The sequence below is a fragment of the Streptomyces sp. HNM0575 genome, assembly GCF_012726265.1.
Taxonomy (GTDB): Bacteria; Actinomycetota; Actinomycetes; order Streptomycetales; family Streptomycetaceae; genus Streptomyces.
Genome location: NZ_JAASAG010000005.1, coordinates 361,242 through 375,213, shown reverse-complemented (window position 1 = coordinate 375,213; position 13,972 = coordinate 361,242). Strand labels below are relative to the sequence as shown.

The window sequence follows — 13,972 nt, the reverse complement described above, 5'->3', positions numbered from 1 at the left end:
GAAGGGGTCTCGCAGATGCAGGTTCCCGCACCGTTCGAGTACGAGCGTGCCAGCAGCGTCGACGATGCGATCGGCGTCCTGGACAGGCTCGGTGACACGGCGAGAATCATCGCGGGCGGTCACAGCCTGCTCCCGATGATGAAGCTGCGGCTCGCCAACTTCGAATACCTGGTGGACATCAACGACCTCGCGGACGAGCTGGGCTTCATCGTCTTCGAACCGGACCGCGTCCGGATCGGCGCGATGACGCGCCACCGCGAGCTTCTGGAGTCCGCCGGACTGGCCCGCACCTTCCCGATCTTCAAGGACGCGGAGAAGGTCATCGCCGATCCGGTGGTCCGCAACCGCGGAACGCTCGGCGGGTCGCTCTGCCAGGCGGACCCGTCCGAGGACCTGTCGGCCGTGTGCACCACGCTCGGCGCGAGCTGCGTCATCCGCGGGCTCGACGGCGAACGCGTCGTGTCCATGGAGGAGTTCCACCGCGGCCCGTACGAGACGGCCGTCGGCGACGCGGAGATCCTCACGGAGGTGCGCTTCCCCGTGCACGATTCGGGGTCCAGCGCCTACGAGAAGGTCGAGCGCCGGGCCGGCGACTGGGCGGTGGTCTCCGCGGGAGCCGCCGTATGGCTGGAGGGCGGTGTCATCTCCGACGCCCGCGTCGGGCTCGCCGCCGTGGGCCCCAACACCACGGGGCTGCCCGAGATCTCGCGGGCGCTGCGCGGAGCGGCCCCCTCCGAGGAGGCATACGCGCAGGCCGGCGAGATCGCGGCACGCTCCTGCGATCCGGCCTCCGACCACCGCGGCAGCGCCGAGTACAAGCGGCACCTCGCGAAGGAACTGACCGTGCGGGCGCTGCGCCGCTCCGTCGCCAGGGTCAACGGAGAGGAAGACTGATGCAGGTCACGATGGTCGTCAACGACGAAGAGGTCACCAGGGAGATCGAGGGGCGGCTGCTGCTCGTCCACTTCCTCCGTGACCATCTGGCACTGACCGGCACCCACTGGGGCTGTGACACCAGCAACTGCGGCACGTGCGTGGTGTGGCTGGACGGCGAGCCGGTCAAGTCGTGCACGGTGCTGGCCGCCATGGCGGGCGGGCACGAGGTGCGCACCGTCGAAGGGCTGGAGCAGGGCGGTGAACTCGACCCCGTCCAGAAGGGGTTCGTGGAGTGCCACGGGCTCCAGTGCGGCTTCTGCACCCCCGGCATGATGATGACCGCGCGGGCCCTGCTGGACCGGAACGCCAGCCCGTCCGAGGGGGAGATCCGCGAGGCGATCTCCGGCCAGATCTGCCGGTGCACCGGCTACTCCACCATCGTCCGCTCCATCCAGTGGGCCGCGGCCGAGGAGGCCGGCACCCGCACCACGACCGCCGACGCAGCCAGCGCAGCCGACGTACCGACGACGGCAGACTCGGGGAGCGCCTCATGACCACCGTCGCGGGATCACCCGTCACCGAATTCGAGAACAACGACCAGAAGCCCGTCGGGCACGGGCGGATGCTGCGCAAGGAGGACCCGCGCTTCGTACGCGGCAGGGGCCGCTACGTCGACGACGTCCAGCTGCCCGGCATGCTGCACCTGGCGATCCTGCGCGCCCCCATGGCGCACGCCCGGATCGTCAGCGTCGACACCAGCCTCGCGGAGGCGCATCCGAAGGTGAAGCTCGTCGTCACGGGCGCGATGCTCGCCGAGAAGGGCCTGGCGTGGATGCCGACCCTCTCCAACGACGTGCAGGCCGTGCTCGCCACGGACAAGGTCCGCTTCCAGGGCCAGGAGGTCGCCTTCGTCGTCGCCGAGGACCGCTACTCGGCGCGCGACGCCCTGGAGTTGATCGACGTCGAGTACGAGATGCTCGACCCGGTCGTGGACGTGCGCAAGGCGCTGGACCCCGCGGCTCCCGTCATCCGTGACGACCTCGACGGCAAGTCCGACAACCACTGCTTCGACTGGGAGACCGGCGACGCGGAGGCGACGGAGGACGTCTTCGCCCGCGCCGACGTGATCGTCAGCGAGGACATCGTCTACCCGCGGGTGCACCCCGCGCCGATGGAGACCTGCGGCTCCGTCGCCGACTTCGACGCCGTCGACGGCAGGCTGACGCTGTGGTCGACGACCCAGGCGCCGCACGCGCACCGCACGCTGTACGCGATCGTGGCGGGCCTGCCGGAGCACAAGATCCGCGTCATCTCCCCCGACATCGGCGGCGGGTTCGGCAACAAGGTGCCGATCTACCCCGGTTACGTCTGCTCCGTCGTCGGCTCGCTGCTGACGGGCAAGCCGGTGAAGTGGATGGAGGACCGCTCGGAGAACCTCACCAGCACGGGCTTCGCCCGCGACTACGTGATGCGCGGTGAGATCGCCGCCACCCGGGACGGCAGGATCCTCGGCATCCGCACCAACGTGCTCGCCGACCACGGCGCGTTCAACGGCACGGCGGCGCCCGTGAAGTACCCGGCGGGGTTCTTCGGCGTCTTCACCGGCAGCTACGACATCGAGGCCGCGTACTGCAAGATGACGGCCGTCTACACCAACAAGGCGCCGGGCGGCGTGGCGTACGCATGCTCGTTCCGGATCACCGAGGCGGTGTACCTGGTCGAGCGGATCGTCGACTGCCTCGCGTACGAACTGGACATGGACCCGGCCGAGTTGCGGCTGCGCAACTTCATCCAGCCCGAGCAGTTCCCGTACACCTCCAAGACCGGCTGGGTGTACGACTCGGGCGACTACGAGCCGACGATGCGGCTGTCGATGGAGCTGGCCGGCTACGGCGAACTGCGCCGGGAGCAGGAGGAGAAGCGGGCCCGGGGCGAACTGATGGGCATCGGCGTCTCGTTCTTCACCGAGGCCGTGGGCGCCGGGCCGCGCAAGGACATGGACATCCTCGGACTGGGCATGGCCGACGGCTGCGAACTGCGGGTGCATCCCACGGGCAAGGCGGTCGTACGCCTGTCGGTGCAGACGCAGGGACAGGGGCACGAGACGACGTTCGCGCAGATCGTCTCCGAGGAGACCGGCATCCCGCCGTCCGACATCGACGTGGTGCACGGCGACACCGACCAGACGCCCTTCGGGCTCGGTACCTACGGCAGCCGCTCGACGCCCGTCTCGGGTGCCGCGGCGGCGCTCGTGGCGCGGAAGGTACGGGACAAGGCGCGGCTGATCGCCTCGGGAATGCTGGAGGTCCCGGCCACCGACATCGAGTGGACGAAGGGCTCCTTCCATGTGAAGGGCGACCCGTCCGCGTCGGTGACCATCCAGGACATCGCGATGAGGGCGCACGGCGCCGGCGATCTCCCGGAGGGCATCGAGGGCGGTCTGGAAGCGCAGATCTGCTACAACCCGGAGAACCTCACCTACCCGCACGGCGCGTACATCTGCGTCGTGGACGTCGACCCGGGCACGGCACGCGTCACCGTCCGCCGCTTCGTCGCGGTCGACGACTGCGGTACGCGCATCAACCCGATGATCATCGAGGGGCAGGTGCACGGAGGTCTCACCGACGGCGTCGGCATGGCGCTGATGGAGATGATCGCCTTCGACGAGGACGGCAACTGCCTCGGCGGCTCGCTGATGGACTACCTGATCCCGACGGCGCTCGAAGTGCCGGACTGGGAGACGGGGTTCACGGTGACGCCGTCGCCGCACCACCCCATCGGGGCCAAGGGCGTCGGGGAGTCGGCGACCGTCGGCTCGCCACCGGCCGTGGTGAACGCGGTCGTCGACGCACTCAAGCCGTTCGGTGTCCGGCACGCCGACATGCCGCTCACCCCGTCCCGGGTGTGGGAGGCCATGCAGGGCCGCCCGATGCCGCCGATCTGATCCGGGAGCACGCGATGCCGAGCAGGGTGTCCACGAGGGCGGGTGAACTCGCCGAGCACCGGGTGCCGTTCGCCCACGCCAGGGTCGTACGGGCCCAGGTGCCGACGTCGGCCCACGCCGGGGACGAGGCGATCGTCCTCCAGGACGGGTCCGTCGACGGCTTCGTCGGCGGGGTGTGCGCGGAGGGCACGGTGCGCACGGCGGCGCTCCGTGCGATGCGGGAGGACGCCGCCGTGCTGCTGCGGGTGCTGCCCGCGGGGGACGACGCGTCCTTCCCCGACTCCCCCGGCGCCGAGGTGGTGGTCAACCCGTGCCTGTCGGGAGGGGCGTTGGAGATCTTCATCGAGCCCCGGCTGCCGCCGCCCCTGCTCGGTGTCGTCGGCCGTACGCCGGTGGCGGACGCGCTCGTGGCGATGGCGGAGGTGCTGGGGCACGCGGTGGTCCGCTCCGGTCCGGGGACCGGCGGCGCCGGGGCGGACGGGGCGGACGGGGACCGGGAGGACCCGGACCGTCCGGACGGGGCCGAGGTCTCCGCAACCGAGGTCCCGAAGAACGCCTCGGCGGTGATCGTCGCCACCCACGGCCGGGACGAGGAGGGGACCATCCGCGCCGCCCTCGACGCGGGAGTGCGCTACGTCGCGCTGGTCGCCAGTCCCCGCCGTGGCAGGGCGGTGCTGGAGGGGATGGGCCTGACCCCCGAGGAGGCCCAACGCGTCAGCACGCCCGCCGGGTTCGACATCGGCGCGCGCACGGCTCCCGAGGTCGCGCTGTCCATCCTCGCGGAGATGGTGGGCGTCCTGCGCGCGGACGAACGGGAGGCACACGGCACGTCCGGCGCGCCGTACCCGGCGGACGTCCGACCGGAGGCACCGCGGCAGGAGTCGGACCTCGTCTGCGGGATGACGGTGACGGTCATGCCGGACACCCCGCGGCTGACGGTCGACGGCGCCGAGGTCTTCTTCTGCGGTACGGGGTGCCGCGACGGCTACGCCCGGGGCACGGGCGGCAGCGCGGATACGGCCGGTGCCGAAGCGGACGCGCACCCGGTGGCGGGGAGGTGAGCGGCGTCGTCACGGACCCCCCGTTCACCGGCCCCGCGGACGTCGCGCGCCGCCTGGACGAGGTCGACTACCTCGTCGAAGAGGGCACCTCCACCGCCCTGTTCCTCGCCATGGCCCTCGGCCGGCCGCTGCTGCTGGAGGGAGAACCGGGCGTCGGCAAGACCGCCGCGGCGAAGGCCATGGCCGCCGCCCTGGACACCCCGCTCATCAGGCTCCAGTGCTACGAGGGTCTGACCGCCGCCGAAACCCTCTACGAGTGGAACCATCAGCGCCAGCTGCTCGCGATCCGGCTCGCGGAGTCACGGCACGAACGGCTCGCGGAGGCCGACCTGTTCGGCGAGGAGTTCCTCCAGGACAGGCCGATCCTCCGCGCGGTCAGGCACACCGGGCCCACCGCACCGGTGCTGCTGATCGACGAAATCGACCGTGCCGACGAGGAGTTCGAGGCGCTGCTGCTGGAGTTCCTCGGCGAGGCCGCGGTCACCGTGCCCGAGCTGCGCACCTTCAGGGCCGTCCGGCCGCCGTACGTCGTCCTCACCTCCAACCGCAGCCGCGAACTGCACGACGCCCTGCGCCGCCGCTGCCTCTACCACTGGATCGACTTTCCGCCCGCCGCCCGTGCCGCCGAGATCGTCCGCCGCAGGGTGCCCACGGCGAACGAGCCTCTGATCGCCTCGGCCACGGACTTCGTCGGCCGGGCACGGGGGCTGGACCTGGAGAAGCCGCCGGGCATGGCCGAGACCATCGACTGGGTCTCCGCCCTGTCCGTACTGAAGGTCTCCGAACTCCTGCGCGCCGACATCGTCAGCACGCTCGGAGCCCTCGCCAAGAGCCCGGACGACCGCACCGCGATCACCGACGCCCTCGACGAACTCGGTCATCCCGAATCGGCGTCGGCCTGATACCGGCCGGCACGCCCGTCAGGGCCCGGTCGAGACGCCCGGTCAGGACGCGGACACCCGGTCAGGACGCGGACGACCGGCCAAGCAGAGACGCCCAGCCAAGCAGAGAGGAACTCATGAAGATCGACAACGAGTTCACCGTCGGTGTTCCGGCAGAGCGGGCCTGGGAGGTGCTCACCGACCTGGAAGGCATCGCTCCCTGCCTGCCCGGTGCCCAGCTCACCGGCGTCGACGGGGACGTCTACTCCGGCAAGGTACGGGTCAAGGTCGGGCCGGTGATCAGCCAGTACGCGGGGACGGCCCAGTTCGTCGAGAAGGACGACGCCGCCCACCACGCCGTGATCAGCGCGAAGGGCAAGGACTCGAGGGGCGCGGGCAACGCCTCGGCCCTGATCGACGCGCGGATGCGCGCGGAAGGCGATAAGACCGTCGTCTCCGTCAGCACCGACCTCAACGTCACAGGAAAGATCGCCCAGTTCGGCAGCGGGATGATCAAGGAGGTCTCCACGAAGCTGCTCGGGCAGTTCGTGGAGAACCTGGAGGCCCAACTGCTCGCTCCCGCCGCGACAGAGCACGAGGGCACGGCGGCGGACCCCGCTCCCGCGGGCGCTACGGGCACGGGGCCCGCGGTGAGCGAACAGCAGGGCGCGGACGGCCGTACGGCGACGGAAACCGAACAGCACGCCGCCGAGCGGCGACCGGAGGAACCGGAGCCTGCCGCTTCAGCCGCCCCGTCCAAGAGCGGAACGGCCGTCGGACAAGCTGTCGGACAGACCGCCGGGAAGCCGGAGTCGCAGCCGCTGGACCTCATGGGCCTGGCCGGAACGTCCGTGTACAAGCGCCTGATCCCCGCGGTGGCCGGCCTCATCGTCGTCGTCGCGGTGGTCGTCTGGCTCGTTGTCTCCTGACGCTCGATGTCTCCTGATCCGGCGGTCGCACCGCTGCTGAGGCACGTCGACAGGGCGGCGTTCGCCGTCGCCCTGTCGGCACGCCTGCGCGCGGGCGGCATGCCGGTGGATCTCGCCTCCACCGAGGTCTTCGTACGGGCGCTCGCGGCCTCGCCCACCCTGACCCGTACGTCCCTGTACTGGAGCGCGCGGGTCTCTCTCGTACGGGCGCACTCCGAACTCGCCCTGTTCGACCGGGTGTTCGCGGCCGTCTTCGAGGACGCCGTGCTGGAGCTGGATCCGAACGCACGGCGGGACGGCCTCGGCGGCGCCCCGCACGCCGGCGACTCCGGCGGCTCCCCGCCGTCCGTGCCGCCCGGCTCCCCGTCCGGAGCGGGCCCCCTGCCGTGGGTGACTCGTCCGCAGGCCGTCGCGGGTTCCCGTGACGCGGACGGCGCGTTCGCGGTGCCCGAGCGGCTGCCCAGCGGGACGGACGGCCCGGTGGACGCGCCGTTCGAGCAACTCACCCCGGAGGAGACGGCGTTGCTCGGCCGGTGGCTGGAGTCCGCCGTACGCGACTGGCCGCTTCGGCGCTCCCGCCGGTACACGAGCCGCGCACCGGGGCGCCGCATCGCCTTCCGCGAGACCGTGGCCCGCTCGCGGCGCACCGGCTGGGAGCCGCTGGAGCTGGTGCGCTCCGGGCCCGCCCGCAAGCCACGTCGCGTGGTGATGGTGTGCGACGTCAGCAAGTCGATGCAGGCGCAGGCCACGGCCTATCTCCACCTGATGCGGGCCCTCGCGCGCACCGCTCACGCGGAGGTCTTCGCCTTCGGTACGTCGCTGACGCGGCTGACCGGCGCCCTGTCGCACCGCTCGGCACAGGCCGCCGTCGAGGAGGCGACGGCGAAGGTGACCGACCGCTTCGGCGGCACGCGGATCGCGACCAGCCTCCGTACGCTGCTGACCTCGCACCACGGCGACTGCCTGCGCGGAGCCGTCGTGATCATCGGCTCCGACGGCTGGGACTCCGATCCGGCGGAGGAGCTGACCGCCGTCATGGCGTGGCTGAACCGCCGCGCGTACAGGGTGATCTGGATGAATCCGCGGGCGTCGGCCCCGGGGTTCGAACCACGCGTGGCGGCGATGGCGGCGGCCCTGCCGCACTGCGATCTGCTGCTGCCCGCGGACACGTTCCGCTCGCTCGCCGCCGTGCTGGCCGAGATCTCACGCTGCGCGGCTCCGTCCGCCGCGGGCCCGCGCTCCGGCCGTCACGCGGCGGGCCGCGGCCGGGGCGTGTCCGCGGAGTCCCTCCCCCGGGCCCCGTCCGGGAGGGGCCCCCAGGCCGCGAGCCCCGGCACGCGCTAGTGCTGTGACCGCATAGGTCCGCCGGGTTCATGGCATCGGAGAGAGCCGTGTCGTAGGTGGGCGCCAAATATTCAGTGCCCTCGGGTGGCAGTGTCCGCTACGGTCCGCCGGATGACTCTCTCCCACGACATCTCAGGGGATGGCGGTCCTGCTCTGGTGCTGCTGCACTCGTCGGTGTGTGACCGGCGCATGTGGGACCCGCAGTGGCCGGTGCTGGTCAATGCCGGGTACCGGGTGGTCCGGTGCGACTTCCGGGGGTTCGGTGACTCCCCCGTGGCGGATGGCCCGTACAGCGATGCCGGGGATGTCGCGGACCTTCTGGACCACCTGGGCATCGAACGGGCCGCTCTGGTCGGGGCTTCATACGGCGGGCAGGTCGCCCTGGAGGTGGCGGCAACCTGTCCGGGCGCGGTCACGGCCCTGGTGCTGCTCTGCGCCGCGATGCCGGGACATGTTCCCGGCGCCGCGCTGCGGTCCTTCGCTGAACGGGAGGACGCGCTGTTCGCAGCAGACGACCTCGCGGGGGCCGTCGAGCTGAACGTGGAGACGTGGCTGGGACCGGAGGCCAGTGACGAGGTCCGCGAAGAGGTCCGCCGGATGCAGCGGCACGCCTTCGAGGTGCAGTGGGCCGCGAAGGAGGAGTTCGCTCCGACCGAAGCGCAAGTCGACCTCGCGCGGATCAAAGCACCCTGCCTGGCCGTGTCGGGCGCGCACGACCTGGCGGACTTCCGCGAGATCGCCGCCCGTCTGCCGAAGCAGATCTCCAGCGCCCACCACCTGGAACTGCCCTGGGCTGGCCACCTGCCGGGCTTGGAGCAGCCCGACACGGTGGCTGACCTGCTGACACGATTCCTCCGTGAGGCCGCCGTCCGCGACTGAAGACGGCGCCACGCAGGCCGTCAGGCTGCTGTGGTGAGGGGGCGTCCGCCCCAGCGGATGCCCTTCTCGCTGCGGATGCGGGCGCGTTCGCGGCGTTCGGCGGCCAGGACATCCCGGTGGCGGGCGTTGGCATTGCGCCAGCGCAGGTAAGCGTGCAGGGCCCGGGTCTGTACCGGGTGGTTGGGGTGGTTGGAGTTGGCGACGGTGAACTGCCGCAGTGGTCCGAAGTGGGCCTCGATGGGGTTGGCCCAGGACGCGTAGGTAGGGGTGAAGCACAGTTCGACGCGGTTCTTCTTCGCCCAGTGCCGGATATCGGCGCTCTTGTGCGCGGAGAGGTTGTCCAGGATCACGTAGATGGGGGAGCCGTCGGGCCGAGCGGTGCGGATCGACTTCAGCGCGGCCAGCGTGTTCACGGCTCCCTTCTTGCGGCGGTTGACGCCCCACAACGTGTCGTCGCCGACCGAGTAGCAGCCGTGGAAGTACCGCACGCCGTGGGTGCGGTGGTAAGTGGCCGGCAATCGGTCGGGATGGCTTTGCTCGGCTCAGCCCGAGCCTGCGGTGGGCCGGATCCCGAGCGGGCCGAACTCGTCGAACGCGAAGACCCTGTCCGGGAAGCGGTCCAGGACGTACTCGATGCGATCCAGCTTTGTCTCACGCTCGGGATCCGGTGACTCCTTCCACGTCTTGGTGCGCCGGAAGGTGACGCCGCGGCGGGCGAGCAGGCGGCGTAAGGCCTCGCGGCCGATACGGATCACCCGGCCGTGGACACGGTGCAGGTAGATCACGAGCTTGCGGATCGACCAGCGGGTGAAGGGCTGGCCGAGCTTGGTCGGGTGGGTAGTGGCCGTCTGGACGACGAAGTCCTCATCGTCAGGGCTGAGTTGGCGGGGACGGCCTCCCGCCCACCGAGGGTCCAGGCAAGCCAGGCCGATCTCGTTGAACCGGTGGATCACATCCCGGACCGTGTCCTCATCGGCCGCCACCAGCTGGGCGATCACCGGTACACGGTTGCCGCCTGCCGAGGCCAACAACATCATCGCCCGCCGGTAGCGCACCGAGCTGGTACTGCCCCGGCGCACGATCTGCTGCAACCGCTGCCCCTCCTGGTCGGTCAGTCTGCGCACACGGACAGGCTCAGCCACCGCACCTCCAGCGATCGGATCGGACCTCACGCACATCCAACCGTCCCGACCACCAACCCGGCGAACCTATGCAGTCACAGCGCTAGCTCCACAGGGTCACGTGGATCGCGGGACGGAACCGTCCCGCGGTGACGCCCGCGCCGCGCAGCATCGCCTGGGTGGCGCGCGGCGTGGTCACGAACCGTGTCAGCTCCGCCGCCGCGGCGGGAGCCCCCGCTCCGGCGAGCGTCAGGATGTTCCAGGCGCCCTTCGCCTGCGCGTACTTGCCCGCGAGAGGCCTGAGGTAGCCCCCCGCGATGTCCTGGGAGACCGCGAAGGCCACTGCCAGCGCGATGCCCTTGCCGCGCTTGGCCTCCTCGACCGCCGCCGCATGGCTCTGGAAGATCTGCTGATGCTCCTCGGGCACGTTGATCTTCCGTAGCAGGGAGGGCACGAGCCCGACCCGGTCGGCCGCGGAGGGACCGAGCAGCCAGGTCTGCGCCCGCAGCTCTCCGACGCTGGGCGAGGCCACTCCGCACAGCGGGTGATCGGGGCTGACGACCGCCATCAGCTGGTAGTTCAGGAACGGCGTGCAGGTCACGGACCCGTCGACGGTTCCCGGGCGCGGGCCGATCGCGACATCCACTTCGCGGGTGAGCAGCATGCCCGCGAACCTCTGGGGGCTGTGCTCGCTGAGTTCGACGTCCAGATCGTCGGCACGGCTCGCGAACAGCTCGATCAGTCCCGGCGCCGCGTGCTCGGCGAAGAGATTCGACGAGGCGATGCGCAGCATTCTCCGGCCGGCCCCCGCCTGGCTCACTTCGAGAACGGTGCGGGCCTGGAGCCCAAGCATCTCGGACGCACGGCTCGCCAGCCGCAGCCCGCCCGGCGTGAAGGCGAGCCCGGCTGCCGTACGCGTGAACAGCTTGTCGCCCAGCTCCTTGCGTAGGTGGGCGATGTGCATCGAGATCGCCGCCTCGGTCACGGAAAGATCGGCGGCGGCCAGCTTGACGGAGCTGAGACGGACGACGGCGGCGAACGCCCGAAGCTGAGTTGGCGTCACACCAGTCCTCCCGTTGACGCTGCGAAATCGTCCCTGACATGCGAAGAAACGACACCGTCATCTTCTCGCGGGCGTACTTCGAAGACCAGACCACGGGCAGCAGTCTCGACGCACGGGGCGGTCCGACGTGATCAAGGCTGTGCCGAAGGGCCGCCCCGCACGCCGTCCGCACCGGCTCCGCCCCGTCCTCCCCGCCCGGCCCGCCCGGCCCGCACCGGACGCGGCACACGCCTTGTGCAATACGATTGCGGGTACTAAGTTACCCAAAAAGGTACCGCCCCTTCGGCGCACGGACGCGGAGGGCCGAGCCGCCACCGGACGAACGACCGGGCCGGGGCCCGTAGATGAAAGGCGGGAGGGCATGAAAGGTCCACGGTGGACGAGGAAGCCGAGCATCTGCGGGATCGCCCTGATCCTCATGGCGGGCCTGACGGCGAGCGCCGCCGGGCCCGCGCGAAATGAGCCCACCTCACCGGGCGCATCCGCGCCGCACGCGTCCTCGCCGCAGGCGTCGCCCGTCACCGGACCCCGGATGGACTGTTCCGCCCTGGCCGTACGGAAGGTCGGCGCACTGCCCGGCGAGACCGCGGCGATCGAGTCCGCCAAGCTCGTGGAGGCGACCGGGAGCACCCCGGAGTTCTGCGAGGTGACGGCGCTGATCGCCCCGCAGCACCAGTTCACGATGCGGCTGCCCACGAAGACCTGGACCGGTCGCTACCTTCAGATCGGCTGCGGCGGGCTGTGCGGCATCTCCACCGAGACCACCGACCAGCCGTGGATGGCGAAGCGCTGCCCCGGCTACCGGCAGGGCGAGTTCGCGGTGGCCTTCGGCAACGGCGGCCACGTGGGCAGCACCAACGCGACCTGGGCGACGGAGCCCGCCCTCACGAAGGACTTCGCCTACGAGAGCGAGCACCAGCTCTCCGTGGTCGCCAAGAACATCACCGGCCTCTTCTACGGCGAACGGCCCCACCGCAGCTACTTCGTCGGATGTTCCGGCGGCGGCCGTCAGGGACTCGATCTGGCGCAGCGCTATCCCGAGGACTTCGACGGCATCGTCGCCGGCGCCCCCGCGAGCGCCTGGGTCGCGCTCTTCGCCTTCTCGATGGCCTGGAACGTGCGGGCCAACCTGGCGCCGGACGGCGGCCGGCTCCTCACGCCGAAGGATCTGCCGGTGCTGCACAAGGGCGCCCTGAAGTCGTGCGACGGCCGTGACGGCCTGGTCGACGGACTGATCACGGATCCGCGTGCCTGCTCGTTCGATCCCGGTACGCTGCGCTGCCGCGCCGATGAGTCGTCGGGCTGCCTGACCGAGGCCAAGATCGAGGCCGCGCGCAAGATCTACCGGGGAGCCGTGGACGAGAACGGCGTCCCCTTCTATCCGGGATACCCCGGCGGCGGGGAGCCCGTCGGTTCCGAACTGGCCTGGAAGCACACCATCGTCCGTGACGTACCCGAGGTGCCGTCGGTCAGCGAGTGGCTCGCGGAGAGCCATCTGCGCCACTTCGCGAAGCTCAATAACGGCCGCGCCCACGACTTGCGGAAGCTCTCCTTCGACCGCGAGACGTTCCGCGAACTGTCCGCGACGTCCCCCGTCATGGACACCACCGACCCGGACCTGCGGGACTTCCGCGACGCGGGCGGCAAGCTCATCCTGTGGCACGGGCTGAGCGACGCACCGATCCCGCCGCAGGGCACCGTCGCCTACTACGAGGCCCTCAGGAAGATCACGGGACAGGGCACGGGTGACTACGCCCGGCTCTATCTGATGCCCGGGATGTACCACTGCATGGGCGGCGACGGGCCGGACGAGGCGGACATGCTCGGCCCGCTCACCGACTGGGTCGAACGGCACCGGGCTCCGGAGCGGATCGTGCTGACCGAGCGTGACGGCTCGGGCGGCACCGTGCGGACCAGGCCGGTCTTCCCGTATCCGAAGGTCGCGGTCCACGACGGGTCGGGCGACCCGGACGACGCGGCCAGCTTCCGGCCGGGACCGGGGCGCAGCTATCCGCCGGCCCGCTGGACCGGCGAGTTCCGCACCGGCTACCAGCAGTGGTGCGAGCCCAGGAACGGGCGGCTGATCTGCGGCCGGTCCCACGACGGCCGTTGACCCCGGGCCGCCGACGACCGCCGGGGGCGTTGCCGAACGGGCCGACGGTACGGCCGCTGGAACCGCTGTATCCTGCACCGTACCTACAGGCCCACGAAAGGCTCACCACATGGCAACGTCCCCCCGGACGGCGCTGGCCTCCCGGCGGGCACGGCCTGGCGGGCGGCGGCGCCGGATCGACGAGACCAGACGGGAACAGCTGCTCGGCCGGCTCGAAGGGCTCATCCTCGCCGAGGGGTTCGCCGACCTCACCGTCGATGAGCTGGCCACTCGGCTGCAATGCTCGAAGTCGACTCTCTACGGCGTCGCCTCGGGCAAGGAGCGCCTGGTCACGGCCGTCTTCAAACGGTTCTTCCGGAACGCTGCGGACGGGATCGAGGAGCGCGTCGCCACGATCTCGGATCCGGCCGACCGGATCGCCGCCTATCTGGCCGCGGTCGGCGAAGCCATGGGCAAGATGTCGCGTACGTGCCACATGGACATGGTCGCCAACGACGCCACGTTCGAGATCTGGGCGCTCAACGCCCATGCGTCGGCGCAGCGGGTACGGGAGTTCATCCGTGAGGGAGTGGACTCGGGCCGGTTCCGCGGCATCCACGCCGAGTTCGTCGGGGAGTCGGTCAGCCTCCTCGTCGACGGCATCCAGCAGGGCGAGCTGCTCACCCGCACCGGGCTGACCTCCGGCGAGGCGTACACGGAACTGAGCGAACTCGTCCTTTCGGCACTCACCAACACCTCCCGCTAGCCCGGCCGTTCAGGCC

General features: G+C 70.9%; 11 protein-coding genes and 1 pseudogene. 10 read left to right on the top strand and 2 right to left on the bottom strand.

Annotated features, from left to right (window positions below; translation table 11 throughout):
- The first annotated feature begins 15 nt into the window (after positions 1 to 15).
- The 8 genes from HCC61_RS15195 (at position 16) to HCC61_RS15160 (ending at position 8,914) form a co-directional block, all read left to right on the top strand.
- Positions 16 to 894, top strand: coding sequence for a xanthine dehydrogenase family protein subunit M (locus tag HCC61_RS15195; protein ID WP_169135966.1), 879 nt, complete (start codon positions 16 to 18; stop codon positions 892 to 894).
- Positions 894 to 1,430: a (2Fe-2S)-binding protein gene (locus HCC61_RS15190; protein WP_169135965.1), complete on the top strand. Its 537-nt coding sequence runs from the start codon at positions 894 to 896 to the stop codon at positions 1,428 to 1,430. Before HCC61_RS15195 ends, HCC61_RS15190 begins: the two co-directional genes overlap by 1 nt.
- Positions 1,427 to 3,820: an aerobic carbon-monoxide dehydrogenase large subunit gene (locus HCC61_RS15185; RefSeq protein WP_169135964.1), complete on the top strand. Its 2,394-nt coding sequence runs from the start codon at positions 1,427 to 1,429 to the stop codon at positions 3,818 to 3,820. Before HCC61_RS15190 ends, HCC61_RS15185 begins: the two co-directional genes overlap by 4 nt.
- A gap of 14 nt (positions 3,821 to 3,834) precedes the next feature.
- Positions 3,835 to 4,881: an XdhC family protein gene (locus tag HCC61_RS15180; RefSeq protein WP_169135963.1), complete on the top strand. Its 1,047-nt coding sequence runs from the start codon at positions 3,835 to 3,837 to the stop codon at positions 4,879 to 4,881.
- Entirely contained in the window at positions 4,878 to 5,783 is a 906-nt protein-coding gene (locus tag HCC61_RS15175) for a MoxR family ATPase (RefSeq protein WP_346777208.1), read from the top strand. The genes HCC61_RS15180 and HCC61_RS15175 overlap by 4 nt, the downstream gene beginning before the upstream one ends.
- Positions 5,784 to 5,899: 116 nt before the next feature.
- Entirely contained in the window at positions 5,900 to 6,691 is a 792-nt protein-coding gene (locus tag HCC61_RS15170; RefSeq protein WP_169135962.1) for an SRPBCC family protein, read from the top strand.
- Between the two features lie 6 nt (positions 6,692 to 6,697).
- Positions 6,698 to 8,035 (top strand): VWA domain-containing protein, encoded by a 1,338-nt coding sequence (locus HCC61_RS15165; RefSeq protein WP_169135961.1) that lies wholly within the window; start codon positions 6,698 to 6,700, stop codon positions 8,033 to 8,035.
- A 111-nt stretch (positions 8,036 to 8,146) separates the two neighbouring features.
- Positions 8,147 to 8,914: an alpha/beta fold hydrolase gene (locus HCC61_RS15160; protein ID WP_169135960.1), complete on the top strand. Its 768-nt coding sequence runs from the start codon at positions 8,147 to 8,149 to the stop codon at positions 8,912 to 8,914.
- 20 nt (positions 8,915 to 8,934) lie between these two features.
- Here the strand turns inward: HCC61_RS15160 and HCC61_RS15155 are convergent.
- Both HCC61_RS15155 and HCC61_RS15150 read right to left on the bottom strand, forming a co-directional pair.
- Positions 8,935 to 10,056: pseudogene (locus HCC61_RS15155) on the bottom strand (IS630 family transposase).
- Positions 10,057 to 10,138: 82 nt separating this feature from the next.
- A complete protein-coding gene (locus tag HCC61_RS15150) occupies positions 10,139 to 11,098 on the bottom strand; it encodes a LysR family transcriptional regulator (protein WP_169135959.1) in 960 nt (319 codons plus the stop codon).
- A gap of 361 nt (positions 11,099 to 11,459) precedes the next feature.
- Between HCC61_RS15150 and HCC61_RS15145 the strand changes: the two genes are divergently transcribed.
- Positions 11,460 to 13,211, top strand: a complete 1,752-nt coding sequence (locus tag HCC61_RS15145; protein WP_169135958.1) for a tannase/feruloyl esterase family alpha/beta hydrolase — start codon at positions 11,460 to 11,462, stop codon at positions 13,209 to 13,211.
- Between the two features lie 109 nt (positions 13,212 to 13,320).
- A complete protein-coding gene (locus HCC61_RS15140; RefSeq protein WP_169135957.1) occupies positions 13,321 to 13,956 on the top strand; it encodes a TetR family transcriptional regulator in 636 nt (211 codons plus the stop codon).
- Positions 13,957 to 13,972 lie beyond the last annotated feature (16 nt).